Below are 26,738 nucleotides of genomic sequence, written 5' to 3'. Positions count from 1 at the left end.
CCTATAGTACGCAAAGAGTCTAATTCATTAGTATCAGTTACAACTTTACGTAATGTTTCACTGAAATAGAAAACTTCATAGTTGGGTGCAAGTTCTTTTTGCAGTCGCTTCCCAGTTCAACTTTGCATTATAAATTTCTTCCCATTTTTATAGACGTTTGATTGTTTCTTGACTTAATGGCAATGTCTCTGGGTCAATGTTGCCAATTTTATCAGAACTCACCCACCATAGAGGATAACATCCATAGTCAGCCATGAGTTTGATTTTTTCTGCTTTAAACTGTCTGTCTTGTATCAGGTTATTTTAAATAGTTATTGAGACAAATATATAAAAATTAATATTACATCTATGATATCTCATAATTTAATTTTATATCACTAAAGCAAAAAAAATGGGGGTAAAGAGTATACATAACTCCTCACCCCTCAATATTCTCAATTAAACTCTAATCTAAGCCCCGACGGCTTCCTTGGCGGCGTACAATACCTCAGCATTGATTTCCTTGAAACCACGATCGCGGGCAAATTTTTCAGTATTACGCTTCACTTTACCACGCACAAATCCCGGAATCTTATTCAATTCTGCTTGACCATCTTTTGTCCAATTCAAATCAGAATCAGCAGAAATTCCCCTAGTAATTACTTCTTTGGTATCATGACCACCGAAGATTTCTAATAGGTGATCTTCCATTCCCAAAGTGAAGGAATTGTAGATCAAATCTGTAATCTGATTTGTACCTTCGTAACCCATAAATGGTTTGTAACCAATGGGGAAGTTTTGGACGTGGATTGGTGCAGCAATTACGCCGCAGGGAATATCCAAGCGCTTACCAACATGGCGTTCCATTTGGGTGCCGAAAATGGCAGAGGGTTCGACACGAGCGATCGCATCCCCAATTTCACCATGATCTTCGGAGATTAGCACTTCATCGCAATATTCGCTAACCTCTTGGCGGAACCAGTCTGCATCATATTTACAGTAGGTTCCAGCCCAAACAACATGAATCCCCATCTCTCGCGCCAGAATCTTGGTAATGGCGGCGGCGTGGGTATTGTCACCAAAGACCACAGCTTTTTTGCCAGTCAAGTTTTGACAGTCAATTGAACGAGAGAACCAAGCAGCCTGAGATACATGCAGGGTTTGCTCATTGATGAAGTTTTCGTAGTCAACTTCTGCACCTTTTATAGTGAGCGAAGTCGAACTATGAGCGTTAATTACCTGCTGAATCTTGCGAATACAACGGGCAGTTTCCACTACACCCATTGGAGTAATGTCTATATAAGGTGTGCCGAATTGTTCTTCTAGGTAACGAGCTGTGGTCAAACCAAGTTCACGGTAAGGAACCAGGTTAAACCAGGCTTGGGGCATTTTTTTCAAGTCATTCACCGAAGCACCTTCGGGAATTAAGGTATTTACCTCAATTCCCAAGTCAGCCATTAGCCGTTTCAGTTCGGTGCAGTCGTGATTATTGTGGAAACCAAGGGTGGTAGTACCGATAATGTTAACCGAAGGCTTTGCAGTTTTGCCCTCTGGCAATTCGCCCCGCTTCCGGGCTTTTTCAATGTAGTATTGAACGATTTGATCCAAAGTGCGATCGGCGGCTTGCAGTTCGTTGTAGCGGTAGTGGTTCACATCCGCCAGCATTACGTCTCCTTTCGCTTCCAACTGCGATCGCTCGACAAAATTGTGCAAATCTTCTTGCAAAATGCTCGAGGTACAGGTGGGAGTTAACACAATTAAATCTGGGTGTTCCTCGGCATCCTTGCGGATGATGTTATCTACCACCTTCTCTTGAGAACCGCGTGCCAAAACGTTGCGATCGACGACACTGGTTGTTACCGGGGTAAAATCCCTCTCCCGCGATAGCATGGAGCGCATGACGTTAAAGTAGTCATCGCCAATGGGGGCGTGCATGATCGCATGAACATTTTTAAAAGAACTAGCGATTCGCAGAGTGCCGATGTGGGCTGGCCCTGCATACATCCAGTAAGCTAATTTCATGTTTGTGTTCTCCCTTTTCAACAGAAATAACACGGAGTCCGATAAGAGTGGACTATAAGTGCTTGATTATTATTAAATCGTTTCTGATTGTCTCAAAACTTGTAGCCCTAAATAAGTGAAGAGTTGTAAGGGTTTTATCTGCGGTGTGTAAGCGTAGCATCACCCAAACCTAATTACTGATTGGGATCTAGCTTCTGACTTTAACAACACGGCTGTTATTTTATTTAAATAAATCTTAATTTTTCGGCAAATTTGTTTTTAATTTGGGGCGGGGTGCTAACCCCCCTTAAAAAAGAGGGGAATATCTTAGGTGATTTCTGATTAAAAAAATACCATGTTGACGAGTTTCGACCCTTCTCTACGAGACGCTACGCGAACGACAGGCTCAGGGCATCGCTTCGCTCAACTCTCGGCCACTCAGTTGGTTGAGCGAAGTCGAAACCAACGGCTATGGTAAATTTATTACTAGAATTCACCTTAGCGCAATTTGCTCAATCGAGAGAGTATAAATTAATCTACAGAGGTGTTAATTACTGCCGAAAAATTTCTACTTTTTGTAACACCACCTCTTGATTCGGACGATCTCTAGTCGTAGGCACATTAGCGATCTGGTTGACTATATCTAGACCTTGGACAACTTCACCAAAAACACTGTGTTTGTTGTCCAGGTGGGGCGTTGGTGCTTCTGTAATGAACCATTGTGAACCATTTGTACCGCGTCCGGCATTAGCCATTGACAGGATACCTGCACCAGTGTGTCTCAATTCAGGATGAAACTCATCCTCAAATTGATATCCCGGGCCACCAGTACCCCATCGGCTGGCCGTATCCAGATAACGACTCAGGGGATCGCCACACTGAATCATAAAATCAGGAATGACCCGGTGAAAGCGAATCCCATCGTAAGCTGGAGTCCCCTTACTAGATTTACCAGTTTTAGGGTCTTTCCAGTCGATTGTTCCAGTTGCTAAACCGACAAAATTTTTAACGGTGTTGGGGGTTCGCTCTTCCTCCAAACGAACTACAATTTCACCCAAGGAAGTAGTTAAACGAGCGTGCAGCGTGCCATTACCGGGAATATTAATTTCTGGAAAGTTCATCAGATATCCTATTTTAACAAGTGCCAGTATTTGACCTATGATAAGTTTATCAGCATTCAAGTTGCTCGCTTTAGTCATTACAAAAAAACTGAACGAAGGAAACTTGAGCAAACGAATATTTCACTCTGGCAAATTTATCGCTGGATTACGGCTAAAGAATCCTCTAGGGACTAGCTTAAAGCCAACTCGGTGAACAGGCATCACAGGCCAATCTTCCGATCGCGGAATATGAGTTATGCCCATTGTGTACCACAGCACGATATCTTCACCCATTAAGGACTCATCGTCAGCAATATATTTTGGTAAACCTTGTCCAGGTTGAGTTTGGTTGGGATAATCACCGCCAGCATAAAGTTCAGCAGGTTTATATTTTGTTACCCAGACATGGTGAGTCGCAAATTCTGCCCGTTGTCGGATTTTTGAGCCTTCTACAGGGAAAAATATCGAGTTTCCTCCCGGCATCAGCATATATCCAGGTGCAGCCCCTAGAGGATTCTTTTTGTCTGCACTCACAATCATCCATTCCCGACTGTGTTTTATGTCTAAATCACGCACAGCAGCCGTTTCTTTTGTTAGTGGGGTTTCTGCAAGTGCGATCGCATTTCCTAATGGATTTTTCTCATTTATCGGCAAAGCTTTGACATTCATTTCCATCACGGAATTAGCTTGACCATCGATATCGAAATCTAGGCGATAGTTGAAAAAGTGCTGGTGATTTACTCCGAAGATATTCTTAGCAATTAACCGACCATAAGAATCATCCTTAGATTGCTTTTGGGCAGCCGTTCCCTGCGCAAGTACGATACCCGTTAATTCATTTTGGACTTCCAAAGTCCCATCCTGGTGAAAGATCCAATTGATGCTGTAATCATAGTTGTCAACTGCCACCGTCATCGTCATCACTAATTCTCGACTGCGATGGACATCATTACGCTGAGTATTATACTCATAGTGTTTCCAAAGGATTCCGTTATCGCGCTCGTAGATACCGATAACCCCTGGCATTACATAAGGTTCTCCCTGCTCATTAGCAAATACAGCATTTAGCAACAGGCCGTTTTCGGGAATTTCCTTACTTAACTCCATCGTATTTGCTAGCAAACCAAGGTTATATTCTCCAACATCAAAGGCATTTCTAAATGACCAAGTAGGCTCAGGATCGCCATAAGGTATTACCATTTCTGATAGGCTAGCGCGATATAAAACCGGTCGGATATTTTCCCCGTCCTGGTGCGTCACTTGGTACAGCATTAATCCATTACGAGGATGCATTAAATAGCGAAACTTCCAACCTTGCCAGCTAATTTCATTGTCTTTGATCTGGAAACTTGCACCATTTGGTTGGAGAATCTTTAATGCTTTAAGTGGTGAAAGTAATTTGCCCAAAGATTTCATATCGTAGTCCCAGTTTTCCTTAGAGAAAGGTACGTTTTCTCTGTCAACAAAACTGGCGATTTTACCTGTGTTCAAATTGACGGTTGCTAGCACTCCTTCAATCGGACTACCGTAATAGTTCCAGCCTTTACCCTTATAGTAAGATAAGCTCCGACAAAGACGATTACCTGTTGCTTCTTCCTGTTGACTCAGGATTCCTGGTGCCCACGAACTGATTTTGACTTGATCGAAATCAGTAATTCCCCGCCTTTGCATCGCTTTTTGCCATCGAGGATCGGCTTTGACTATCTGAGTTGCTAGTTCATATTCGGAATTAACGATCGCAGGTTGGACAGACGGTATTTCTTTCCAAGAACTTAAGGTTTTGTTTGTCAGATCAACAATTCCCTCATAGGTTTTGTTTTGTGAACGTTCAGAGATTACTAAAAAAGCTTTTCGCTGGAAAGCTTTACCCGGTGTAAACTTCAAAACTTCTTCTTTATCTGGTTCTTGTAAAGTGATCAGTGGAAAAACAGCCATTTCGCTCAAAGTTTTTTCTCTTTTGATCACCGAAACAGCTGTACTAATTTCTGCCTCAGTTAGCGAAGTGAGAGGATGGGAAATCGAAAGCTGTTGAGCCGTCAATATTTCCATTAGTCCCAGTGAGATAGAAATGACAACAATGATCGGAATAGCTAGCCACAAAAAACGCTTTAACCGCTTAGTCATCTTTTACATTTTTACAAAAGACTTATAGTTATCTATTTCCAAGCCTAAGATTGAAAACCGATAAATTAAGAGGTTAAAGCCAAATTAATTTGCCAACAGTCTCCCCGATTGTGAAACCCAATATATTCCTTGATTTAATTGATGTAGCTCATAATTTATCAAGAGAGGTTAACTGGATCAACATGAGTGTCTGTACCTGATTTAGTTAGGGTCGATTACTTCAGATTTGGAAATTGATCTGCTATGGAAAAAGGCATAAAAATGCTCGTTGGCGTAGCCTCTCGTAGACAAGAGGCTGCGCGATCGTCAATCCAAAATCCAAGAGAGCAGCCGATTTATCTCCTGTCGCTCAATCTAAAATCTAAAATCTAAAATCCCAAATCCAAAATTATTTTACGCCTCAGCAATTAAGCAGAAACTAAACGGCGTAAAGATTCAGCACGGCGTTTAGCAATAGAGTTATTTGGAGCAAGTTTTAGTGCTTCTTCGTAACTTTCTAACGCCTGAGCAGTTAATTTTTTTTTCTCGTAAGCGTGGCCGAGATTATTTAACCCTGTCACGTAGTCTGGTTTAGATTTGAGAGCTTCTTTGTACTGACGAATTGCTAAGTCATATTGCTCTTGGCTAAAATAAATATAACCCAGCCCGTTGTAAATGGGGGCGATATCTTTTTCTCCCTCTTCTTGGGCAGCTTTCAGAGCTTTTTGAAACAGCGCGATCGCTTGGGAATACAATTTTTTTTCTGAATAAATACTGGCTAACTCATAATATTCTTGAGTCGTACCCTTTTCTTTCTCTAACTTCTTTCGCAATTTGGCAAAAGAGCCTTCAATCTTGCGAGTTTTAAAAATCTGGCGAAAAACACTTACGGCTGCAAGTGTAAGGAAACCTACCAAAATTGAGAGATAAACAACGGCTAGACTGTTATCCATTGCTGCAAATATAAATATTAAAACTTGCTTCTGTAATCTATTATCAGCTTATTGTCATTTGTCGTATGTTATTCACTAATGACTAATGACCAACTTAAGGTAAACCCCAATATTCAGAGCGTTGCTTGAGCCAACCTTCTGCTAAGTAATGAGCGATCGCTTTATTCACATTTCGTCTTAACTCATCGTACTGCAATCCCTTGGGCATGACTACAGACAAGGGTTCAGTTGATAACTTGATTGCCAGTAACCGATATTGGGGATATTGTTGCACCCAACCGCTCAAAACGCTAGCATCTGCGGCAAAAGCTACGGCGGCACTATTTTCTATTCTCTCTCGCGCTTCGTCATAGGAATTCACACCTACCAACTCGGCATTTGGCACATAGTACCGCACTTTCGCAATGGTACTGGAATTGTTGAGTACGGCAATTTTTTGTTTTGCTAAATCACTCAACTGCTGCACAGAGGCATCTTTTGTAACTAATACAGTGCTATCCAAATAGTAGGGAACACTGAAACTAACTATGCGGCTGCGAGACTCGGTAGCTGTCACCCTAGCGATCGCAAAATCAACTTTCTTGTCTAAGACTACAGATAGGCGATCGCGATTCGCTACTGGTTTAAATTTGACAGCCTCAGTACCAACCAAATCAACTGCCAATCGCTGTGCTAAGTCAATTTCCAAGCCTTGCAAATTGCCACTAGCATCTCTAAATCCCAAGGGACGCAAGTTATCTTTAACGGCAACAGTTAGATAGCCTCGCTGCTGAATTTCTGGCATTTGGGCAGCAGATGCAGTTAATCCCGTCCCTACTATGGAAAAGCAAAAAATCCAAAAAATAGTGGCGGATAATACCAGATGTAACCGAGTAATTACTTTCCATCTGCTACATCCGTTATAGCGTTTGCTAATCATAATAAGGTACATCATAGTCCCCTCCTCGCTTGCGGGGAGGGGGTTGGGGGTGGGGTTGTTGTACCTCACTCAAGCGAGAACCGCTATATACATCCCTAGCCACCTTTATCCTTTAGCTTGATTTGCCAATTCCGCAACTTTGCTGAAGCTAGCTGGATCGATAACTGCCAATTGCGCCAACATCTTGCGATTTAGTAGGATATCAGCTTTTTTCAAATTACCGATCAATTGGCTGTAACTCAACCCGTGTTGCCTTGCAGCAGCGTTGATCCGGGTGATCCAAAGGCGACGAAAATCGCGCTTTTTCTTTTTGCGATCGCGGTAGGCACTCCGTAGCGCCTTCATCACTTGTTGGTTGGCGGTTCTAAACAGAGTTGAATGGGAACCGCGAAAACCTTTAGCTAGTTTGAGAATTTTATTGCGGCGCTTCCGAGCTACATTACCGCGTTTTACCCGTGTCATAACTTATTTCCTGAAGGACTTACAAATATGGGAGCATCAAACGCACGTTAAGTTCATCGCGTTCATGTACAAGTGTACTCTGGCGCAGGCTACGCTTCTTGTTGGAAGATTTGTGTTCTAAAAGGTGGCTTTTAAAAGCTTTCCGACGGACGATTTTGCCGGTGCCGGTGGCACGGAATCGCTTTGCTGCTGCTTTACGAGTCTTTAGTTTAGGCATGGTTTAGCTTTAATTCGACACGATCCATTATTATACTAATAAAATTGCTTGAATGGAAATTATCTAAAGGATTTAAGCAACCGCGATCGCTGTAGATCAAATTAACTTCACCTATGGATGAAATAAATATAGTCGAATATGACCCACAGTGGCAGACTTTGTTTGCACAAGAAGCCGAGCGGATTTGGCACGCACTAGGCAATAACTTAGTTGTAGAAGTTGAACATATTGGCAGTACGGCAGTACCAGGAATGGCAGCTAAACCAGTTATTGACATCATGGTAGGGGTACATTCCTTAATAGACGCGAAATCTGCTGTTCCGATATTAGAATCTTTGGGATACGTTTATTGGCGTGAGAACCCGCATCCTGGACGGATGTTTTTTGTGAAAGGAATGCCACCATACGGAAAGCAACGTACTCACCATGTTCATATAGTCGAGGTGAAAAGCGAATTTTGGGAACGCAAGCTATTTTGCGACTATCTGAGAAGGAATCCTGAAGAGGCGAAACGTTATGAAGCTTTAAAACGCGATTTAGCGGCAAGTTTTCGGAGCGATCGCGAGGCTTATACCAATGGTAAAAATGAGTATATTCGGGCTGTAATGTCAAAAGCAAGGTGTGAGGAGATGGGGAAAATCGTTTAGATTAAATGCAATTTTAGTGAATATCCTCACTTCAGAAAACTGTCTCTAAATCCCGATAACCACTGACAACACGTACAACTTCCACACCGCCATCAATGGAACGATAAAATATCAAGTAATCTTCTACTGGGAAAGTTCTTAAACCGTTGCCAAAATTATCGCAACTTTGCTCCATATTAGGAAAATCAGCCAACAGCTTACACTGCTGTTTAGTTTTTTCGTTGAATCTTCGAGCCGCACCAGGATTATAGCGGATAATATAACGATTAATTTCTTTGAGGTCTTGTTTTGCTGGAATTGTTAAAACATACCGACTCATTATTTAGTAGCCTCAGCTTGTTGCATTTGAGCTTCAGCGCGTCGGATATCTTCCTCAATTTCTGCAAATACCTCTTCACCATCAACTACTTCACCACGCTCTGAGGCTTCAATACCTTCTTGGATTTTAGCTTTCAATTCTGCGAGACGCTGCTCTCGAACGCGATCGCGTTCATCTAACAATCTCAATGCTTCACCCATCACCTCACTAACTGAGTGATACCGACCACTATTAACTTTATCCTTAACCAACTGCTCTAGTTCTGGGGTCAAAGATATATTCATAACTATTACCTGATTCGATTTACTCTATATGCTAACCGAAAGGGGTTGGAGCAAAGTTAATTCGCTGCTGTTTGGGCTTCTTGATAAATTACTTCTTGAAATTGGATCATATCTTTTTGGGGATCGGCGTGGCTAACTTTCACTAATATCTGTTCGCCTAACTTTACAGAACGTTTGAAAACCATTGGTAACTGCAAGCCCAAATCTTCTAACAAAATTAGTGCTAAGTTGCTGTCTTCCCGCAGCCACATCAACACTGTCACATCCCAAGTTTCCTCTGGATGACGGCGTAAATACTCTAGAGCATAATATCTATTAGTTTGTCGTTCCACCATCGTCACTTCTTGGGTGATGCTGGTGACAGTTATCATTACTTCTTTTAGTTGTTCTGCGGAAAATGGTAAAACTTCACCCCGCAAATGGGCTTTAATTTGAAAGTGGGTGAGTAAGTCACTGTAGCGACGGATGGGAGAGGTTGCTTGAGTATAAGTATCCAAACCCAAACCAGCATGACGCAAAGGCGTAATGCTCATTTCACTCTTGGGCATACAACGACGCATGGCGCAGGCGCGAACGAATCCAGCCGGAAGTAGGAGCAATTCCTCATCTGGAGGTAATTCTGGTTGCGGTTGACCGCGAAACGGCAAAGGTATGTTATGAGTTTTACCATAACGAGCCGCAACTTCACCGGCAAGAATCATCATTTCTGCTACCAGTTGCCGCGATGGGGAATCGTCCAAAATGTCAATGTTGATCTCGTCATCTTTGACTTTGATTGTCGCTTCGGGCATAGTGATGCTAATTGCCCCTTGAGCGTAACGCCAAGTTTTGCGCTTCTTTGCCCAAATAGCGATCGCGGCAATTTCTGGTTCTGCTTGTACCCTCAATTGCAGCATTTCATCTACATCTTCGTAGGTGAGGCGATAAGTCGGCTTAATCAAGCTGGTATGAATGCTGTAATCTTCTACTACCCCAGTTGTACCTAAAACAATCCCGAAACTGAGGGCGCAACAAACCCGTCCCTGGATCAGACTCATTGGCCCCGTTGCCAATACCTCTGGGAACATCGGAATCATCCCCGTAGGTAAATAAACTGTACTACCCCGCTTTCTGGCTTCCAAATCCAATTCATCTTCCGGCACTAACCAGCGAGTGGGATCGGCGATATGCACCCATAGGCGTTCCCGTCCATCGGGGAGTACTTCCCAACTCAGACCATCGTCGATCTCTGTGGTAGTTTCATCATCAATGGTGTAGACCTTCAGGTGAGTCAGATCCAGGCGGTTGGTATCTGAGTCAATCGGCGGGAAATCCAAACGCTGTTGCGCCACTTCTAATACCTTATTAGGAAACTGAATCGGAATTGAAGAACGACGCAGGAACAAGTTTTCATCAGGACTCCAGCAACCCAAATCCACCAACAGTTGAAAGGCTCCTTGGGGTGTTGTCGGTCGTCCTAGCATGGTCATAGTTTCTAATACTGGAACGCTTGGCGGATAAGCGCGAGCCAAGGAGTCATAATTTACCCCCGTCCGCCCAGTGTCAGCAAGCAGCGTTGCATATTTTTCTAGTCCTTCTAAGCGCTGGCGATCGTGCCGTCCCCACTCGATTGCTTCACCTTTGAGCGCCTGCTCTACGCGAGTTAAAAATTCCTGCTGTCCCTTAGCTTTTAGTGCCTCTACTTCCATCTGGTGCTTGCGTTCTGCCACTTGAGCAGCACTTCGCGGCTCGTAAGCGTCTCCTTTTTGCTTGAAATAGAGTTTGTCGTCTGATAACAAGCAATAGGCGGCGTAACAAGCAGGCGCGGCTGATTCCGAAAATAGCAAATTCGCCATTTGGTCTGGGGTGACTGTTTCCCCATCTTCAACCAGTAATTCCCAAGCTATTTCCAAGCTAGATGGATCTAAATAAGGCTTGACTTGCTCCAAAAAGCCGCCAATCCCAGAGGGCTTGTAAGTCTCTTTGGTAACTGTATAAGTTATTTGTCTAGGCGCGAGGCTGTGGGATTGACCACGTTCGTCTACCACAAACCAGCGAGTTTTACCGTCTGGACGTTCTACGATGCCCAGACGGCGATCGCCTTGAACCCTAAATTCAACTAGCGTCCCCTTCTCCACAACTCTCGCACTTTAATTTGGTGAACAGTTTAAATAGTTTTAAGTTAGGAGTTAGGAGTTAGGAGTTTTAATTCTTAACTCTTTGTACAGACGCGATTAATCGCGTCTTTCATAACTCATCACTCTTTTTAGCCTTCCGCGTTGATGAATGGCAACAAAGCCACAATCCGCGATCGCTTAATTGCTAATGTCAATTCTCGCTGTTGCTGAGACGTCAGCCCAGTAATCCGACGTGGCAGTATTTTACCGCGCTCGGTGACAAACTTACGCAATAAATCAACATCTTTATAATCGATTGGCTCTCCTGGCTTGATCGGAGAAAGGCGACGACGGAAATAACTCATCTTTACTTAATTTCCTTGTGAACGGTATGTTTATTGCAGTGGGTGCAGAACTTTTTCAGTTCTAGCCGATTAGTGGTGTTGCGGCGATTCTTTGTACTGGTATAACGTGAAACACCAGCAGAACGCTTATTTGAATTTGTCCGACACTCGGTACACTCTAGTGTCACAATTATCCGGGCACCTTTACTCTTAGCCATAATCTTACAAACAGTGAAGCCTGAAGAGAATTAACACAAATCACTATCTTCTCACATTCCGCCGCATATTATCAACTAATCTTTTAATTTTTATATCGAGCGAGTAGCCACGACGCGAGGAAACGATGAAAGTTCCGCAATAGCGATCGTGTAAAGCTTGCCGCATCTGGGCATCAGAGAAGGCAGTCCCACAATCAATTGCTAAGGGAAGTATTAGCAGTATAGCAGTGGGGTTGGCGCTAATATTGCTTAGGGCAATTGACACCAAAAGGGCACCCAAGCCGACGATCGCCTCTCGCTTCACCAGTGAGAGCAAATCTGGAATTCTGCCCATTATTTGCCCATCTTCGACTTCTAACACCTTTAAATCGAAGGCCCAACGCCCTAAACTTTGCCCTTGATTGTTGTATGGCACCAGCACCCGCAAAACTAGCCAAAGTATTACGAAAACTAAGATTTCAACAAATTGAATACCGATATTGCTGCTTCCGAGTAGGGAACTGACTAACCAGACACCAAGGAAATCAAGCCCCAATGCCATACTTCGCCGCCCAATATCAGCCTTGGGATAGTGTTTTTGGGGAACTCTTTCGATAGTCATACAAAGTAGGTATTTTGATTTAGGGGTTGGGGAATAATGATTGCTCCTGTTTTTAATATTAAGGTGAAGATTGAGCTAACTTTTCAAGAGATGTGGAAAAGTAACCATCTGGCTTGTTGTGCATCAGCAAGAAAGATTAGTGGTGATAGTGGTTTTTCCAAAGCTGGACTTTCGCTTTAGGACGGCGATAACTGTTGGTATTTAACGACTTTAGCATTTTGAGTATTGCGATCGCTACCAGTGATGTTGGTGGTATTTCCGAAAGCATTCCCAAATGTCATAAATTGAATGCTTCAAAATGCCTGAAATCTTTTTTTTCTATATTTGTGAGCAATCGAGGAATACCACATCTTAAAGTTACTGCAAATCTTCAAAAATTTAGTCATATTTAATTTCGGCTTCGAGTATCTTGGAATTAATTAGTTAAATTGCTAAGTTTAAATATCTTTTTTAATTCTAAAAAATTATTTAACTAGTATTGTTTTTTGAGATGATCATACTGCCATGTCCTTCAATCGTCTATCGGGTGCTGAAATTAGTTTAGAGCAAATCCTTCATCAAATTAGAAAGCTGACTGTGCAAATTAATCAGTCATTTGAATTGATTGAAATTCTCCACATCATCGTCACAGAAGTCAGGAAAACTTTAGAGAGCGATCGCGCTGTTATTTATCGCTTCCTACCTAATGGAGATGGAGTAGTAGCTGAAGAATCTGTCAGCCCAGAATGGATGCCGATTCAGGGGCAATTATTTTACGATCCTTGCTTTAATGCCCAATGGGTAGAGCAATATCAACAGGGAAGAGTTGGTGTGATTGAAGATATTGATACTAAACAACTTGATCCCTGTTATAAAGAGCTATTAACCAAGTTGCAGATTCGAGCGAATTTAGTAGTACCAATTTTAGTAAATAATCAGGAGATGTATGGAATTCCTAGTTCATCTCCTCAATTGTGGGGTTTACTAATTACTCACCAGTGCGGTAGTCCCCGCCAATGGAGTTGTTTAGAAATTGAGTTTCTACAACTGGTAGCAACACAACTTGGAATCGCCCTTCAGCAATCTGCTCTCAAAGAACGCCAGCATCTGGAAGACGACTTGCGCTGGCAGCAAGCTTTGCTGCGCTCCATCACAGATACTTCTTTATTGGGATTCTATGTTGTTGACAACCGTACAGACAAAATTCTTTATTTTAATGATCGCTTCTGTGAAATTTGGGGTATTGAACACTTGAAAACCCAGATGCGAATTGGTGAACTGAAAAACAATGACATCATTCCTGATTGTCTACCATTAATTACAGATTTAACAGCATTTGCTGAATCTTGTAAACCGTTGCAGTCTGAAGAGAATCGTTCCACAGTTGAGGATGAAATTCTATTTGTAGATGGGCGCACAATTCGGCGTTTCTCCAACCAGATTCGGGATAGTCGAGATCAGTACTTTGGCAGGTTATATATTTTTGAAGACATCAGCAATCGCTTACGTACAGAAATCGCACTCAGAGAAAGCGAAGAACGTTATCGTTCTGTGATTACAGCAATGGCAGAAGGTATCGTACTGCAACAAGCTGATGGATGCATTACCGCCTGTAACGAAAGTGCAGAAAAAATTTTAGGGCTAAATACTGAGCAAATGATGGGGCGAACTTCCATCGATCCGCTATGGAAAGCCATTCATGAAGATGGTACTCCTTTTCCAGGAGAAACCCATCCCGCCATCGTCACTTTACGCACCGAACAACCAAAATTTAATGTCGTCATGGGGGTTTACAAACCTGATGGCAGCTTAACTTGGATTTCCATTAATTCTCAACCATTGTTTCGACTCAATGAATCAAAACCCTATGCAGTCGTTGCCTCATTTACAGATATCACAGCACGTAAACAGATTGAACTTGCACTGCAAAACCAGACACAACGAGAATGTATGGTTTTTGCGATCGCTCAACACATCCGCCAGTCGTTAGATTTAGATGAAATTTTGAATACAACTGTTGCCGAGGTGCGACATTTTTTGCAAACCGATCGCGTGATTATTTACCGCATGAATGCCGATTGGAGTGGTATCGTTGTCACGGAGTCTGTGGCAGAAGGCTGGAAGACAATCCTGAATATGGAAATTACAGACACCTACTTTGTGGAGACGCAGGGACGACAATCTTATCAACAGGGTATGATCAAAGTTACTCCAGACATCTACACCGCCGGATTAACTGCTTGTCATCTAGAGTTATTGAAACAGTTGCAAGTGAGAGCCAAGCTGATTGTACCAATTTTACAAGGCGATGGTCTTTGGGGTTTGCTAATTGCACATCATTGCCGCACTCCTCGTGAGTGGCAACTTTGGGAAAGTGAACTACTTAAGCAATTAGCAACACAAGTGGCGATCGCTATCCAGCAATCACAACTTTGTGAACAGTTACAGCTTGCCAATCAGCAGTTGGAAAATCTCGCAATGGTTGATCAATTAACTCAGATTGGCAATCGACGAGTTTTCGATATCAAGCTGAATCACATCTGGCACGATCTCCTACGGAAAAAATGTTTTCTCTCATTACTCCTATGTGATATTGATTATTTCAAACAATATAACGATACTTATGGTCATACTGCTGGAGATACTTGTTTAACCCTCGTTGCCCAAACTATCAAACGAACTGTTAAACGTTCGACAGATTTGGTTGCTCGTTACGGAGGAGAAGAATTTGCTGTCATCTTACCAGATACTGACAGGGATGGAGCTATTAATATTGCCCAACAAATTCATGAAGCTATCCAACAGATGAATATTTCCCATACTGCATCGACTGTAAAGCAATGTATCACGCTGAGTATAGGAATTGCGACAGTAATACCTGTTACTGATTTGGTTACTCTTGATCTAATCAAAGCAGCCGATCAAGCTCTCTACCAAGCAAAAGCACAAGGGCGTAATCGTTCATTTGTGAATAGGCTTTCTTTTTAGTAAAGCCCACTATAAATGAGGTATGTAATTCGTTTTTTGAATGAAACGTGTCTAGTAGGATCACATTTATGAAGCAGGTTTCGGAGCTACGAAAAATTTGCAGTCCCTGACCTACGAGGTGATATAAGGAAGGGGCTTTTCTTGTTACAGTTTAACTCTTAAGAAGTTTCTATGGAAACAATAATTCATCCTATTAAATACCGAATTATCGAACGTAAAATTACCCCAGAAAAATCTTATTGGCATTTTATAAAAGGTAAAACCTTTTATAACCCACTGAATCTACCAAGTGAGGGTGATATAGAATTCATGTTCGGTACAACTAAAAATAAAGTTGTTATTGAATTATTTCGGATTAATGGCGGGAAGATAGGATACTATTTGGTAAACTTACGAGAGAAAAAATACTACTACTGTGGTCAAGACTGGGCAAGTGTCAAAGCCAAGCTAAGAGAATTAGGTATTGGTAGAGATGAGCCAAATTACTCTTGACGTAAGCGTTTAGGGCGTATAGAGAAGACAAAAAAACAACCTCCAAAATCAAGCAATAAAATTAAGCAGCTTTCAAAAACTCAGAATCATTAGAACAAAATGCTCTCTTGATTGAGTGGTCAGTGTTACTTTACAGAGATAAAGGTAAAAAGTCGGAGGCGATCGCTATGTTATCAGTCAGCGATGCACAAGCAATTATTTTAAATTTAGTACAACCGTTGGATGATCAACGAGATACAGAAGTTGTCGATTTATTGGCAGCCGATAGTCGCATTTTGGCAACACCTGTCACCAGTCCACTAGATTTTCCCCATTGGGATAATTCGGCAATGGATGGTTATGCAGTTCGCTATGAAGATGTACAGCACTCTAGCACCGAACAACCAACGGTTTTAGAAATTGTGGAAGAGATTCCGGCTGGTTATCAGCCCAAGTCTACGATTCAACCAGGACAAGCAGGAAGGATTTTCACAGGTGCGGTGATGCCAGCAGGTGCAGATACTGTAGTTATGCAAGAGAAGACACGCCAAGAGGACAATCGCGTATTTATCCTGGATGCGCCAAAACCACAAGAATTTGTTAGACATAAAGCATCTTTTTATCAAGCTGGAACACAATTATTACCCGCAGGAATTAAGTTAAATGCCCCAGAAATTGCCGTATTAGCAGCAGCACAATGTCCAAAATTAAGTGTTTATCGTCGTCCGCGTGTGGCAATTTTTTCTACTGGTGATGAGTTGGCATCAGTTGATCAACGGTTGCAACCAGGGCAAATTGTGGATTCTAATCAGTATGCGATCGCAGCTTTAGTAAGACAAAGTGGGGCAGAACCCTTAATTTTAGGTATTGTAAAGGATGATCCAGTTGCTTTGAAGAAAGTCATTGCCCACGCCGTTGCGATCGCTGATATAGTTCTCTCTTCTGGTGGTGTCTCAGTGGGAGATTATGATTATGTTGACAAAATTTTAGAGTCACTACAAGCAAAAATTCACATTCGGGCTGTACAGATAAAGCCAGGAAAACCCCTCACTGTCGCCACCTTCCCCAGTACAGACGCGATTAATCACGTCTCCCCACTCTACTTTGGTTTACCAGGAAACCCTGGTGCTGTTTTAGTGACATTTTGGCGATTTGTGCTACCAGCAATCAAGAAACTTTCGGGAATTACCGAAGGTTGGGAACCAGTATTTTTGAAAGTGCGATCGCATGATGAATTGCGATCGGATGGTAAGAATGAAACTTACCTTTGGGGTAAATTGCATTTAATTGATGGTGTTTACGAATTTCACAAAGCTGGTGGTAGTCACAGTTCCGGCAATTTAATTAATTTAGCTCAAACCAATGCTTTAGCTGTTCTACCGATGGGAAAAACATTAATTTCCCCACAAGAAGAGGTGCAAGTTTTGCAGCTTGTTAACCAGACTTTTCACGTCATGTGGAAAAATCATCAAGTGACCTAACCCCCTACCCCACTTCCCTGCTAGGGAAGGGGGAAAATTCAAAGCCTCTCCCCTTGTAGGCTATCCATTACCCGGATCTTTCTTAACATTTGCCAGAGCGATGGCTCATCAAATCCCGAAGCCTTAAAGCTACGTCGTCTCTTCTCAATAAAAGCGAGTTTTTATCGATAACAATAAGGGCTGATTTGTCAAGTTAGCAAGAAAATCCAAGCCTTGTGAGCCTTATAAAACATGATAAAAAACCGGGAGCAGGTTTACCTGCTTTTTCACCCAGATGATGACCGCAACTTGATTTTTCAGCAGTGGCTTAATCGGAATGAAGCAATCAATAGTCAAGTCGTGTCCACTACCAATAATATAGAGTTACAAACACAATTCGCAATTGTGAAAAAAAATTGGATTTTGTCAGATTTTTTTACCCCAAAATATGATGTTTACGCATTTCAATGCTAACTTCACGCGCATAGATGAGATAGTTCCTAGTATATATAAGCTTTCTATCTCAAACAATAAAAAGTTCGTTTTCAGTCAATTCCTTATCCTTGATGAGCGCCCTATGCTTATTCATACGGGTCGCTCAAATTGGTTTGAGCAAACGTATCAGCTTGTTTCCTCTGTCTGCGACCCTTCAAAACTTCATTACATTGCCTTATGTCACCTTGAGGCTGATGAGTGCGGAGCGCTTAATCAGTGGCTTGAAGCGGCTCCGGAAGCCAAAACAATTGTGAGTCCTCTGAATCAATCGAACATGGATGACTTTGCGTTGCGACCAACAACGGTTCTTAAGAATAACAAAGCTCTTTCCTTGGGGAAAAGAGATATCATACTTATTGAAACTCCTCATTTTCCTCATGGATGGGAGGGTTGTGTATTCTATCAGCCGCAAGAGGAGATCCTTTTTTGTTCCGATCTTGCGGCTCATCCTGGTCAGTTCGAGGAGCCTGTTACCGAAAAGGATCTTACAGAATCTATCATTAAGTTTCAGCAAAAAGTCGGGTTTATGTCTGAAGGCAAAAGCTTCACTCGGGGCATTGAGGCAATAGAGAAGCTACCCGTTAAGTACCTTGCAACAATGCATGGTTCTATTATTCACGGGGAGTCCATCTCGAAGCTTCTTTCAAAAATGAAGCGAACCTTTGGTTCTTAAGTTGATTGTAGCCGTGAAAAGTCAGGCTTGTTAACGAGTAATGGGGATTGGGGACTGGGGATTAAATTATTTGTTGATACTTAATGCCCAGTCTTAAAATATCTGCTCAAAAGCCTCAATCAAGCTGTTAACTTCCTCAACAGTGTTGTAATGCACCATACTGACTCTGACTATTCCACCTTGCGACGCTAACCCCAGGTATTCAATCAGCCGTTTAGCATAAAAGTCCCCGTAGCGAATCCCAATATAATGTTGATCAATTTTTGCCGGAATGGTTGAGCTATTGATTCCATCGACCACAAAAGATATAGTTGGCACACGAGATTGACGATCAGCCTTTGATTGACCAATCACTCGCACATTAGACTTGCTGTTGAGGTAATTTAGGAGGCGATCGCTAATCTTTTCTTCATGTATGCTAATTAAATCAAACGCCTGTACCATTTGATTTCTCAAATCAGGTGCAGTTTCATTCCCGTAGTGCAATTGTGCTAACTCACTGAGATAATCACATAAACCTAACATTCCATAACTTAATTCAAAATTGACATTTCCTAACTGAAATTTATAAGGTATATCTGTCTGTTCAATAAAATAATGGTTAAGACCAGGCAATCTTAATAAATGTTCTTCTTTACCATAAAGTAAGGCATGATGTGGCCCATAGACTTTATAACAACTCAAAGCATAGAAATCAACATCTAAATCTTGGACATCAACTAATCTATGGGGTGCATAAGCTACACCATCTACACAAATCATTGTGTTGCGATCGTGTACAAATGCAGCAATTTCTTTAATCGGGTTAATGGTTCCCAGAACATTAGAAGCATGAGTTAAGGCTACTAATTTGGTACGCTGAGTCATCAATGGTTCTAAATCTGCTAAATGAAGTTCCAAGGTATCTGGGCGAATTTCCCATACTTTAACCTTCATTCCTTGTTTTTCAAGAGCGAACCAAGCACCAATATTGGACTCATGGTCACAATTAGTAACAATAATCTCATCACCAGATGTGAAGGTTTGACTCAAACAAATTGAGAGAACTTTCAACATCATTGTAGTAGATGGTCCCATCACCACTTCTTTAGAAGAATTGGCATTAATGAAAGTAGCCATTCCCCTAGTTGCTAAAGCTATTCGTTTTCCTGCAAGTTGAGAAACTGCATAAGAAGCTCCCAACTGAACATCAGAACTCAGGAGAAATTCGCTAATTCTATCTACTACTTTTTTCAGGGTTTGTGAACCGCCAGCATTATCAAAAAAAGTCCATTCACCAGCTAGGGCGGGAAAATATTGGCGAACTTTATCAAGATTCAAGAGCATAGTATAAGTTTTGTAGAGAATCTTCTTTACCCTAGTTTACCTTTTGGCAAGTCGCCCACAGAGCATTTACATCCTCTTTTGGTGTTTACAGCTTGTTGTGACAGCCTTCCTGCTCTGCAAGAATCTCTCTAAAGGGGGTGTACGTGACGATCAAAAGAGTATATTACTGACATATCTAACTTCCAGCAAGGGTTAGTGTCTTGATTTTTCACAATTCTCGCCAATTTTATTTGATCAGTTTAAGCTAGAGTCAAAGCAATTATTGTTTTGATTCATAATTCCTTGATTGAAAACAAAGGAACGACCTATGAACACTACAGTTAAATACGACATTCAGGTTATCAAGGAAGAAGCACTTCAACTTGTTAAAAAGAGACTTGTTAACCGTCAGCAGCCAATTTCTAGCCTCTGTAAATATATTCCTGATCGTGACTGGGTTAATTTTGAACAGGAGTTAGAGAAAAACGAATTTCTTCTCAGAGATAGAATTATCGACCTACTCAATCATGAATCGTGGGAAGACGATTGATGTTGCATTTAGAAGCTGAACCTCATTAGTAGCATCGCAATAAAATCAAAATTACAAATTAATTTTTCAGGATTAAAAAGCCTGGAATTAAGTCGAGGGTTATAAAAGTAAGTAATAAATCTTGATGAATGGGTTAAGCGGTTGAGAAGAGGAGAGAAGCAGCGCTAGCCTAGCAATACTTCTCTGCTAAAGGGGCTACGGTGTACACATTGTTTATCCAATAGCCCAAAGAAACCTCACCCTGGTTCTGCTACGCAAAACCTGTCCCTCTCCTTATTAAGGAGAGGGATTAAAGTTAGGAGAGGGTGACAATTTTTTCCCTTGTCCTTCCGAAGTTCTGGCTAATCCGGCTGATGTATATGGTTAGGAAGATTAATCATAAGTTATACCGTTTCACTTTAATAATCATACAAATACATTGGTAGGGGCACAGCAATGTTCCCGACGATAAATCTATATGTATCAGGGTTTGTGTGAATTGGTATTAGCGATCGCTCAAATTTTGCTGTACTGCTGAATCGAGAATAGTGAAAAACTAATCTGCTCTCTCATTCCCTAGATTTGAAGTTTTCACAGCCTTTCATCCCAGAGCTAGACGCAAAGATTTTTATACTAATTTACCATTGGGTGGGAAATGTACCTCAGAGAGCTGGAGACCGGAAAGAAAAATGAGGTCGTGACCTAGCTAAATTTCTGGAATTCGTCATCATGTATGAACTAGTTCAAACTGTCTTCAACGGTGATGAAAAAACTGATCTGCATCAGTTGATTTATGCGTTGAGTGCTTCAGGTAAGCGTTACTTCCTGAGAAATGAGATTTTGCAAGCTTTTGCCGATTACTGTCATCAATCCCAAAAGCCAGCCTATTTTTACTACTCTTCTTCTGTTGGCAAACTAATACACTTCACTCACGAAATAATTCTTGAAGAGGAAAGTACTTGGTTTGTGGTTCGACCGAGGATTGCTAACCAAGAAGTTTGGCAACTGACAGGCGATAGCAAGTTTGAGCAGATGACGCCTCAAGCGCTGCTAGATGTGAGAGATCGCCTAGTCAACCGCTACCAAAACCACATCCTCGAAATCGATCTCCACCCCTTCTATGAGAGTTCCCTAAGAATCGACGATGCCAGAAATATCGGTCAAGGTTTAGCCTTTCTCAACCGTTACCTGTGCAATCAATTGTTGACTGACCCGGAATATTGGTTAGAAAAGTTATTTCAAGCATTACAGGGGCTGCAATACGATGGTATTCGTTTGCTGTTTAGCGATCGCATTACCTCCGGTATTCAGTTAGCCAAACAAATTAAACAAGCGCTGAAATTCCTAAGTGAGCTTGAGCCTGATGAACCATATCAAAAATTTAGCTTAGACTTCCAAGAATTAGGCTTTGAGCCGGGTTGGGGTAACACTGCGGCGCGAGTTTCCGAAACCCTAGAACTCCTCGACCGACTCATTTACTCCCCAGAACCTGGCATTTTAGAAACATTTGTAGACCGCGTTCCTGCTGTCTTTCGCGTCGTCCTGATTTCCATCCACGGCTGGGTGGGACAGAAAGATGTTTTGGGAAGAAATGAAACACTCGGTCAAGTTATCTACGTCCTCGAACAAGCTCGTAGCTTAGAAAAGGAACTGCGTGAACATATCAAACTCGCTGGACTCGACCTGCTGGGCATTAAACCCCATGTAATTATTTTGACTCGGCTAATCCCTAACTGTGAAGAGACATTTTGCAACCTGCGCTTAGAAAAAATTCAAGATACTGAAAATGCTTGGATATTGCGGGTTCCTTTTGGTGAATTTAATCCTGAAGTTACTAACAATTGGATTTCTAAATTTGAGATTTGGCCTTATTTAGAACAATTTGCTCTAGATGCAGAAAAAGAATTACTAGCTCAATTCCAAGGGAAACCCGATCTGCTCGTTGGTAACTACAGTGACGGTAATTTAGTCGCTTTTCTTTTATCTCGTCGGATGAAAGTTACCCAGTGCAACATTGCCCATTCTTTAGAAAAACCTAAACATCTATTTAGCAATTTATATTGGCAAGATTTAGAAGAAGAATATCACTTCTCGGTACAATTCACCGCCGATTTAATTAGCATGAATGCAGCCGAGTTCATCATCACATCGTCCTATCAAGAAATTGTCGGCACACCCGACAGCATAGGTCAATATGAGTCGTATAAGTGCTTTACGATGCCGCACTTGTATCATGTGGTTGATGGAATTAATTTGTTTAGTCCTAAATTCAACTTAGTACCGCCGGGAGTAAATGAGAATATTTTCTTTCCCTATAGCCAAAAAGAAGACCGAGATTCTAACTTTGGCAAACAAGTTCACGACCTACTCTTTAGCCGCGAAGACCCCCAAATCTTTGGTAAGTTAGATCACCCTCAGAAGCGACCAATCTTTGTTGTTGATACTATCACTTCAATTAACAATCTCACTGGTTTAGCGGAATGCTTTGGCAAAAGTCAGGCGTTGCAAGAGCGTTGTAACCTGATCCTCTTAAGTAGTAAACTGCATCCACATCAAGCTATCAACTCAGACGAAGCAAAAGAAATTCAAAAACTCTACGACATTATTGAGCAATATCATCTCAATGGCAAGATTCGCTGGGTGGGGATGCGTATCCCTAGCAGTGAACTCGGCGAAGCCTACCGAGTAGTTGCAGATTCTCAGGGGATTTATGTCCATTTTGCCCACTTTGAATCTTTCGGACGGAGTATTTTGGAAGCGATGATTTCCGGCTTGCCTACTTTCACTACTGAATTTGGTGGATCTTTAGAAATTATCGAGAACCAAGAAAACGACTTTAATGTTAATCCTACGGACTTAGAAGGCACAGCAAAGAAAATTTTAGACTTCCTAGAAAAATGCGATACTCATACTGAATACTGGCAGGAAGTTTCAGAATGGATGAGTCAGCGAATTCATCACAAATATAATTGGCATTTACATAGCAATCAATTACTACTGCTTGCTAAAATGTTTAGTTTTTGGAACTTTGTTGCTCCCGAAAATAACGAAGCCAGAGATCGGTACATGGAAGCCTTATTTCATCTCATTTATAAACCCAGAGTTGAAAAGATTTTGGAAAAGCACATGGGGGGATGAGGGAGTGGGGGATGAGGGGACAAGGGAGACAAGGGGGATAAGGGGGATAAGGGGGACAAGGAAAATTAGAGACTCGTTCATCGACCTCTGAACTCCGTTCATCGACCTCTGAACTCCGTTCATCCACCTCTGAACTCCGTTCATCGACCTCTGAACTCCGTTCATCCACCTCTGAACTCCGTTCATCCACCTCTGAACTCCGTTCATCGACCTCTGAACTCCGTTCATCCACCTCTGAACTCCGTTCATCCACATTAGCCTTCTTCCATCACTCCCCAATTTATGGACAAAAAAGGTCGTTCTCGCCATTTTATTTACACAGACTGGATATTAATCGAAACCCAGTTTGACCCTGAGCAATTACACTCAAAAGAAACGGTTTTTACAATTGGCAATGGATACTTGGGAACAAGGGGCAGTTTTGAGGAAGGTTATCCTCAAGCATCGCCAGCTACTTTTATCCACGGTGTCTACGATGATGTGCCGGTGGTGTACACTGAACTGGTAAATTGCCCTGACTGGCTACCCTTGGTAGTGATTGTGAATGGCGATCGCTTCCGTCTCGATCAAGGTAAGATATTACGCTACGATCGCCAGCTTGATTTACGCTACGGACTTATCAGCCGTTCGTTGCGTTGGCGCTCTCCCAGTGGTAACACCATAGATATCAGCTTTGAACGCTTTGCTAGTCTTGCCGATCCGCACGTGTTGGCGCTACGCTGCCATTTAACAGCAGTAGATTTTGATGGGTTAATCGAAATTCAAGCTAGTATCAACGGCTATCCAGAAAATCAGGGTTTCAATCACTGGGAAGGACTAGATCAGGGCAAGACTGACCAAGGAATCTGGTTGCAACGCTGCACCCGTAATTCTCGAATTGAACTCGGTATGGCAGCTAAGGTGACAATATTAGGCACGGAAGCATCTTTGCAAGTTAATACTGCACCTGGCTATCCTACTTTGAGTACAACCTTCTTCGCTAAAGCCCAACAGACCATAACAGTAGAGAAATTAGTTACAGTTTTCACCTCGCGGGAGAGCGAAACACCAGTCCCAGCAGCTCAAGAAAAACTCGCCCACTTGCCAGACTACGCAACATTACTAAAAGCCAATGAACAGGCATGGGATGAAGTTTGGCAGCAAAGTGACATCCTGATTCAAGGGGATAGCACAGCTGCTTTTGCTGTTCGCTACAATCTGTTTCAGCTGCTGATTGCTGCTCCCCAACATGATGATAAGGTGAGCATCCCGGCGAAAACCCTTTCTGGGTTTGGCTATCGCGGTCATATCTTTTGGGATACAGAAATTTTTATGCAACCCCTGTTTCTGTTTACCCAACCCGCGATCGCCCGCAACTTACTAAGTTACCGTTGGCACACTTTGGATGGAGCTAGACGCAAAGCAGCCCATTACGGGTATAAAGGGGCAATGTTTGCCTGGGAAAGTGCTGTGACTGGAGACGAAGTGACACCACGTTGGGCTATTGGCAGTGATTTTTATGGTGAAGATGTGCGGATTTGGTGCCGCGATCACGAAATTCATATCAATGCAGATATCCCCTACGCGATTTGGAACTACTGGCAAGCCACTGGTGATGATGAGTGGATGCAAAAGCGCGGTGCAGAGATTATCTTAGATGCCGCGATTTTTTGGGGTAGCCGGGTAGAATTCAATCCTGAGCGCCAAAAGTATGAAATTCGGGGAGTAATCGGAGCGGATGAATACCATGAATTCGTTCACAACAACGCCTTTACAAACCGGATGGCGCAATGGCATTTAGAGAAAGCGATCGCAGTCTATGATTGGTTGGCCCAGAATTTCCCCGAACGAGTCCGCAAACTAGAAGAGAAACTAAAACTCACCCCAGAGGAGCGATCGCACTGGCAAGATATCATTGCCAAAATGTTGTTTTTCTATGACCCATTAACCGAACTAATCGAGCAGTTTGAGGGATTTTTCCAATTGGAAGATATCAACTTAGCAGATTATGAACCCCGCGATCGCTCCATGCAACCGATCTTAGGTATGGAGAAAACTAACAAATCTCAAGTACTCAAGCAGCCAGATGTATTAATGCTCCTATATTTAATGCGGGAATCAGCAGATTTTCCCTACAACGAAAAAGCATTGCAGACAAGCTGGGACTACTACGCACCCCGCACCGATATTACCTATGGTTCATCTCTTGGCCCAGCAGTTGAAGCCATTTTAGCTTCCGATTTGGGCAAATCAACCGAAGCTTACGAACTATTTATGCGGGCGTTAATGGTGGATCTTGAAGATAACCGAGGTAACACCAGCGATGGAATTCACGGCGCTAGTGCTGGTGGCATTTGGCAAGCTGTAATTTTTGGATTCGGCGGCATCCAACTAACCGAAAATGGCCCTGTAGCCAATCCTCACCTACCCCCAGGCTGGACGCGCCTGAAATTTAAACTGCACTGGCGCGGCTTATGGCACGACTTCGATCTGCATGGCGAACAAGTCTCCCCAGATATCACTCGTCAACTAGAATTTCTCCAACTTTCCCTCTCCCCAAATCCCCCCTCATCCCCCCCACTCCCCATTCCCCCAATGCCCAACATCCAAGGATTCATCTTCGATCTAGATGGTGTACTAACAGATACAGCAGAACTTCACTATCTAGCTTGGAAAAAGCTAGCAGATGAAGAGGGTATTCCCTTTAATCGGGAGGCTAACGACGCCCTGCGGGGTGTATCCCGTCGTGCTTCGCTGATGCTGATTCTTGGAGATAGAACGTATTCCGAAGCACAAATCCAGGAGATGATGGAGCGGAAAAATCGCTATTATGTGGAATTGATGCAAAACATGACAGCCAAGGATTTGTTACCAGGTGCGATCGCTTTCTTGGATGAACTGCGGCAAGCTGGGATTAAGATTGGTATTGGTTCAGGTAGTAAAAATGCCCGCACAGTGATCGAGCGATTGGGCATTGGGGATAAAGTAGATGCGATCGCAGACGGTTATAGTGTAGAGCAACCCAAGCCAGCACCCGACCTATTTTTATACGCAGCCAAGCAGCTAGGAATCCAACCAGAGGAATCTGTAGTTGTTGAAGATGCCGCAGCAGGTGTTGACGCGGCTCTAGCTGCTGGTATGTGGGCGGTAGGACTGGGACCTGTTGAACGAGTTGGAGCCGCTAATGTTGTTTTGCCCAGCCTAGAAGGGATCAAATGGGCAGATTTAAAAGCCAAATTAAGCAACATTGCCAGACAAAAACATCAAGGGACTGACAAATAAAATTTGTGGGATAAACCTCTGACGTAGAACTTAAACTTAAGTGATGACACTGATAACTAATAACTGTTAAACTCCAAAAGTTAAGATTATCTAAGTAGTAAGCTGTTAGACATTTAACTTGCATATTACCTGAAAGTAAAACTCTTGTGGGGTGGGCAGCGTTCGACTGACTTGTACTGACTTTGCCTGCCCTGAG

Annotated in this window: 24 protein-coding genes; 10 read left to right on the top strand and 14 right to left on the bottom strand. The window is 42.5% G+C overall.

All coding sequences use genetic code 11. From position 1 onward, the window contains the following. Positions 1–450: 450 nt before the first annotated feature. Complete coding sequence (bchB, locus tag HWQ38_RS25725) at positions 451–2,001, bottom strand: ferredoxin:protochlorophyllide reductase (ATP-dependent) subunit B (protein ID WP_292799221.1); 1,551 nt, start codon at positions 1,999–2,001, stop codon at positions 451–453. 334 nt (positions 2,002–2,335) lie between these two features. On the opposite strand from bchB, the gene HWQ38_RS25720 reads away from it, so the two are divergent. After that, positions 2,336–2,458 (top strand): hypothetical protein, encoded by a 123-nt coding sequence (locus HWQ38_RS25720; protein ID WP_292799219.1) that lies wholly within the window; start codon positions 2,336–2,338, stop codon positions 2,456–2,458. Between the two features lie 73 nt (positions 2,459–2,531). On the opposite strand, the gene HWQ38_RS25715 is transcribed toward HWQ38_RS25720, so the two are convergent. The 6 genes from HWQ38_RS25715 to rpmI all read right to left on the bottom strand — a co-directional run bounded on the left by HWQ38_RS25715 (position 2,532) and on the right by rpmI (position 7,734). Next, positions 2,532–3,101 carry a peptidylprolyl isomerase gene (locus tag HWQ38_RS25715; protein ID WP_292799217.1) on the bottom strand — a complete coding sequence of 190 codons (570 nt, stop codon included), beginning with the start codon at positions 3,099–3,101 and terminating at the stop codon, positions 2,532–2,534. A gap of 120 nt (positions 3,102–3,221) precedes the next feature. Next, complete coding sequence (locus tag HWQ38_RS25710) at positions 3,222–5,204, bottom strand: primary-amine oxidase (RefSeq protein WP_292799215.1); 1,983 nt, start codon at positions 5,202–5,204, stop codon at positions 3,222–3,224. A 407-nt stretch (positions 5,205–5,611) separates the two neighbouring features. After that, a complete protein-coding gene (locus tag HWQ38_RS25705; protein ID WP_292799213.1) occupies positions 5,612–6,136 on the bottom strand; it encodes a tetratricopeptide repeat protein in 525 nt (174 codons plus the stop codon). 94 nt (positions 6,137–6,230) lie between these two features. Then, the gene (locus HWQ38_RS25700; protein WP_292799368.1) at positions 6,231–7,067 is read right to left on the bottom strand and encodes a transporter substrate-binding domain-containing protein; all 837 of its coding nucleotides are present in this window, start codon (positions 7,065–7,067) and stop codon (positions 6,231–6,233) included. A 93-nt stretch (positions 7,068–7,160) separates the two neighbouring features. Beyond that, positions 7,161–7,517 carry a 50S ribosomal protein L20 gene (gene rplT / locus HWQ38_RS25695; RefSeq protein WP_292799212.1) on the bottom strand — a complete coding sequence of 119 codons (357 nt, stop codon included), beginning with the start codon at positions 7,515–7,517 and terminating at the stop codon, positions 7,161–7,163. Positions 7,518–7,536: 19 nt separating this feature from the next. After that, positions 7,537–7,734, bottom strand: a complete 198-nt coding sequence (gene rpmI, locus HWQ38_RS25690) for a 50S ribosomal protein L35 (protein WP_292760699.1) — start codon at positions 7,732–7,734, stop codon at positions 7,537–7,539. A gap of 113 nt (positions 7,735–7,847) precedes the next feature. Here rpmI and HWQ38_RS25685 point away from each other — a divergent pair, with 113 nt between their 5' ends. Then, positions 7,848–8,381: a GrpB family protein gene (locus HWQ38_RS25685; RefSeq protein ID WP_292799211.1), complete on the top strand. Its 534-nt coding sequence runs from the start codon at positions 7,848–7,850 to the stop codon at positions 8,379–8,381. A gap of 31 nt (positions 8,382–8,412) precedes the next feature. Here HWQ38_RS25685 and HWQ38_RS25680 read toward each other — a convergent pair whose 3' ends face one another. The 6 genes from HWQ38_RS25680 to HWQ38_RS25655 all read right to left on the bottom strand — a co-directional run bounded on the left by HWQ38_RS25680 (position 8,413) and on the right by HWQ38_RS25655 (position 12,243). Then, positions 8,413–8,700 carry a type II toxin-antitoxin system RelE/ParE family toxin gene (locus HWQ38_RS25680; protein WP_292799210.1) on the bottom strand — a complete coding sequence of 96 codons (288 nt, stop codon included), beginning with the start codon at positions 8,698–8,700 and terminating at the stop codon, positions 8,413–8,415. Further along, positions 8,700–8,984: a type II toxin-antitoxin system ParD family antitoxin gene (locus HWQ38_RS25675; protein WP_292799208.1), complete on the bottom strand. Its 285-nt coding sequence runs from the start codon at positions 8,982–8,984 to the stop codon at positions 8,700–8,702. Before HWQ38_RS25675 ends, HWQ38_RS25680 begins: the two co-directional genes overlap by 1 nt. Positions 8,985–9,040: 56 nt before the next feature. Further along, positions 9,041–11,101 carry a ribonuclease catalytic domain-containing protein gene (locus tag HWQ38_RS25670; protein WP_292799206.1) on the bottom strand — a complete coding sequence of 687 codons (2,061 nt, stop codon included), beginning with the start codon at positions 11,099–11,101 and terminating at the stop codon, positions 9,041–9,043. Positions 11,102–11,229: 128 nt separating this feature from the next. Then, positions 11,230–11,445, bottom strand: a complete 216-nt coding sequence (rpsR, locus tag HWQ38_RS25665; RefSeq protein WP_012411240.1) for a 30S ribosomal protein S18 — start codon at positions 11,443–11,445, stop codon at positions 11,230–11,232. A gap of 2 nt (positions 11,446–11,447) precedes the next feature. After that, entirely contained in the window at positions 11,448–11,642 is a 195-nt protein-coding gene (gene rpmG / locus HWQ38_RS25660; RefSeq protein ID WP_196524501.1) for a 50S ribosomal protein L33, read from the bottom strand. 43 nt (positions 11,643–11,685) lie between these two features. Then, positions 11,686–12,243 (bottom strand): RDD family protein, encoded by a 558-nt coding sequence (locus tag HWQ38_RS25655; protein ID WP_292799204.1) that lies wholly within the window; start codon positions 12,241–12,243, stop codon positions 11,686–11,688. A gap of 504 nt (positions 12,244–12,747) precedes the next feature. On the opposite strand from HWQ38_RS25655, the gene HWQ38_RS25650 reads away from it, so the two are divergent. The 5 genes from HWQ38_RS25650 (at position 12,748) to HWQ38_RS25630 (ending at position 18,309) form a co-directional block, all read left to right on the top strand. Beyond that, complete coding sequence (locus tag HWQ38_RS25650) at positions 12,748–15,210, top strand: diguanylate cyclase (protein ID WP_292799202.1); 2,463 nt, start codon at positions 12,748–12,750, stop codon at positions 15,208–15,210. Positions 15,211–15,381: 171 nt separating this feature from the next. Next, the gene (locus HWQ38_RS25645; protein ID WP_292799200.1) at positions 15,382–15,702 is read left to right on the top strand and encodes a hypothetical protein; all 321 of its coding nucleotides are present in this window, start codon (positions 15,382–15,384) and stop codon (positions 15,700–15,702) included. A 167-nt stretch (positions 15,703–15,869) separates the two neighbouring features. Next, positions 15,870–17,162: a gephyrin-like molybdotransferase Glp gene (gene glp, locus HWQ38_RS25640; protein ID WP_292799365.1), complete on the top strand. Its 1,293-nt coding sequence runs from the start codon at positions 15,870–15,872 to the stop codon at positions 17,160–17,162. Positions 17,163–17,393: 231 nt separating this feature from the next. Further along, positions 17,394–17,615 (top strand): hypothetical protein, encoded by a 222-nt coding sequence (locus tag HWQ38_RS25635; protein WP_292799198.1) that lies wholly within the window; start codon positions 17,394–17,396, stop codon positions 17,613–17,615. Beyond that, a complete protein-coding gene (locus tag HWQ38_RS25630; RefSeq protein WP_366933345.1) occupies positions 17,590–18,309 on the top strand; it encodes a hypothetical protein in 720 nt (239 codons plus the stop codon). The genes HWQ38_RS25635 and HWQ38_RS25630 overlap by 26 nt, the downstream gene beginning before the upstream one ends. 93 nt (positions 18,310–18,402) lie before the next feature. On the opposite strand, the gene HWQ38_RS25625 is transcribed toward HWQ38_RS25630, so the two are convergent. Next, positions 18,403–19,635, bottom strand: coding sequence for a cysteine desulfurase-like protein (locus HWQ38_RS25625; protein WP_292799194.1), 1,233 nt, complete (start codon positions 19,633–19,635; stop codon positions 18,403–18,405). Between the two features lie 307 nt (positions 19,636–19,942). On the opposite strand from HWQ38_RS25625, the gene HWQ38_RS25620 reads away from it, so the two are divergent. The 3 genes from HWQ38_RS25620 (at position 19,943) to pgmB (ending at position 26,542) form a co-directional block, all read left to right on the top strand. After that, entirely contained in the window at positions 19,943–20,164 is a 222-nt protein-coding gene (locus HWQ38_RS25620; RefSeq protein WP_292799192.1) for a DUF4327 family protein, read from the top strand. A gap of 708 nt (positions 20,165–20,872) precedes the next feature. Next, positions 20,873–23,281 carry a sucrose synthase gene (locus HWQ38_RS25615; RefSeq protein WP_292799190.1) on the top strand — a complete coding sequence of 803 codons (2,409 nt, stop codon included), beginning with the start codon at positions 20,873–20,875 and terminating at the stop codon, positions 23,279–23,281. 282 nt (positions 23,282–23,563) lie between these two features. Further along, entirely contained in the window at positions 23,564–26,542 is a 2,979-nt protein-coding gene (pgmB, locus tag HWQ38_RS25610; RefSeq protein WP_292799188.1) for a beta-phosphoglucomutase, read from the top strand. Positions 26,543–26,738: the final 196 nt, after the last annotated feature.

This window comes from Nostoc sp. NMS7, assembly GCF_017115085.1.
Classification (GTDB): Bacteria; Cyanobacteriota; Cyanobacteriia; order Cyanobacteriales; family Nostocaceae; genus Nostoc.
The sequence above is the reverse complement of the archived record's forward strand: the minus strand, read 5'-3'. Positions and strand labels throughout refer to the sequence as shown.

What these genes read in the sequence shown, in the direction of transcription:
- rpsR (WP_012411240.1), bottom strand. Translation starts at nt 11,445, where the DNA reads ATGAGTTATTTCCGTCGTCGCCTTTCTCCGATCAAGCCAGGAGAGCCA.
- rpmG (WP_196524501.1), bottom strand. Translation starts at nt 11,642, where the DNA reads ATGGCTAAGAGTAAAGGTGCCCGGATAATTGTGACACTAGAGTGTACC.
- HWQ38_RS25705 (WP_292799213.1), bottom strand. Translation starts at nt 6,136, where the DNA reads ATGGATAACAGTCTAGCCGTTGTTTATCTCTCAATTTTGGTAGGTTTC.
- HWQ38_RS25620 (WP_292799192.1), top strand. Translation starts at nt 19,943, where the DNA reads ATGAACACTACAGTTAAATACGACATTCAGGTTATCAAGGAAGAAGCA.
- HWQ38_RS25625 (WP_292799194.1), bottom strand. Translation starts at nt 19,635, where the DNA reads ATGCTCTTGAATCTTGATAAAGTTCGCCAATATTTTCCCGCCCTAGCT.
- HWQ38_RS25630 (WP_366933345.1), top strand. Translation starts at nt 17,590, where the DNA reads ATGATGTTTACGCATTTCAATGCTAACTTCACGCGCATAGATGAGATA.
- HWQ38_RS25615 (WP_292799190.1), top strand. Translation starts at nt 20,873, where the DNA reads ATGTATGAACTAGTTCAAACTGTCTTCAACGGTGATGAAAAAACTGAT.
- HWQ38_RS25645 (WP_292799200.1), top strand. Translation starts at nt 15,382, where the DNA reads ATGGAAACAATAATTCATCCTATTAAATACCGAATTATCGAACGTAAA.
- HWQ38_RS25650 (WP_292799202.1), top strand. Translation starts at nt 12,748, where the DNA reads ATGTCCTTCAATCGTCTATCGGGTGCTGAAATTAGTTTAGAGCAAATC.
- HWQ38_RS25635 (WP_292799198.1), top strand. Translation starts at nt 17,394, where the DNA reads ATGATAAAAAACCGGGAGCAGGTTTACCTGCTTTTTCACCCAGATGAT.
- rpmI (WP_292760699.1), bottom strand. Translation starts at nt 7,734, where the DNA reads ATGCCTAAACTAAAGACTCGTAAAGCAGCAGCAAAGCGATTCCGTGCC.
- HWQ38_RS25685 (WP_292799211.1), top strand. Translation starts at nt 7,848, where the DNA reads ATGGATGAAATAAATATAGTCGAATATGACCCACAGTGGCAGACTTTG.
- HWQ38_RS25655 (WP_292799204.1), bottom strand. Translation starts at nt 12,243, where the DNA reads ATGACTATCGAAAGAGTTCCCCAAAAACACTATCCCAAGGCTGATATT.
- pgmB (WP_292799188.1), top strand. Translation starts at nt 23,564, where the DNA reads ATGGACAAAAAAGGTCGTTCTCGCCATTTTATTTACACAGACTGGATA.
- HWQ38_RS25720 (WP_292799219.1), top strand. Translation starts at nt 2,336, where the DNA reads ATGTTGACGAGTTTCGACCCTTCTCTACGAGACGCTACGCGAACGACA.
- HWQ38_RS25680 (WP_292799210.1), bottom strand. Translation starts at nt 8,700, where the DNA reads ATGAGTCGGTATGTTTTAACAATTCCAGCAAAACAAGACCTCAAAGAA.
- rplT (WP_292799212.1), bottom strand. Translation starts at nt 7,517, where the DNA reads ATGACACGGGTAAAACGCGGTAATGTAGCTCGGAAGCGCCGCAATAAA.
- HWQ38_RS25700 (WP_292799368.1), bottom strand. Translation starts at nt 7,067, where the DNA reads ATGTACCTTATTATGATTAGCAAACGCTATAACGGATGTAGCAGATGG.
- HWQ38_RS25715 (WP_292799217.1), bottom strand. Translation starts at nt 3,101, where the DNA reads ATGAACTTTCCAGAAATTAATATTCCCGGTAATGGCACGCTGCACGCT.
- glp (WP_292799365.1), top strand. Translation starts at nt 15,870, where the DNA reads ATGTTATCAGTCAGCGATGCACAAGCAATTATTTTAAATTTAGTACAA.
- HWQ38_RS25675 (WP_292799208.1), bottom strand. Translation starts at nt 8,984, where the DNA reads ATGAATATATCTTTGACCCCAGAACTAGAGCAGTTGGTTAAGGATAAA.
- HWQ38_RS25710 (WP_292799215.1), bottom strand. Translation starts at nt 5,204, where the DNA reads ATGACTAAGCGGTTAAAGCGTTTTTTGTGGCTAGCTATTCCGATCATT.
- bchB (WP_292799221.1), bottom strand. Translation starts at nt 2,001, where the DNA reads ATGAAATTAGCTTACTGGATGTATGCAGGGCCAGCCCACATCGGCACT.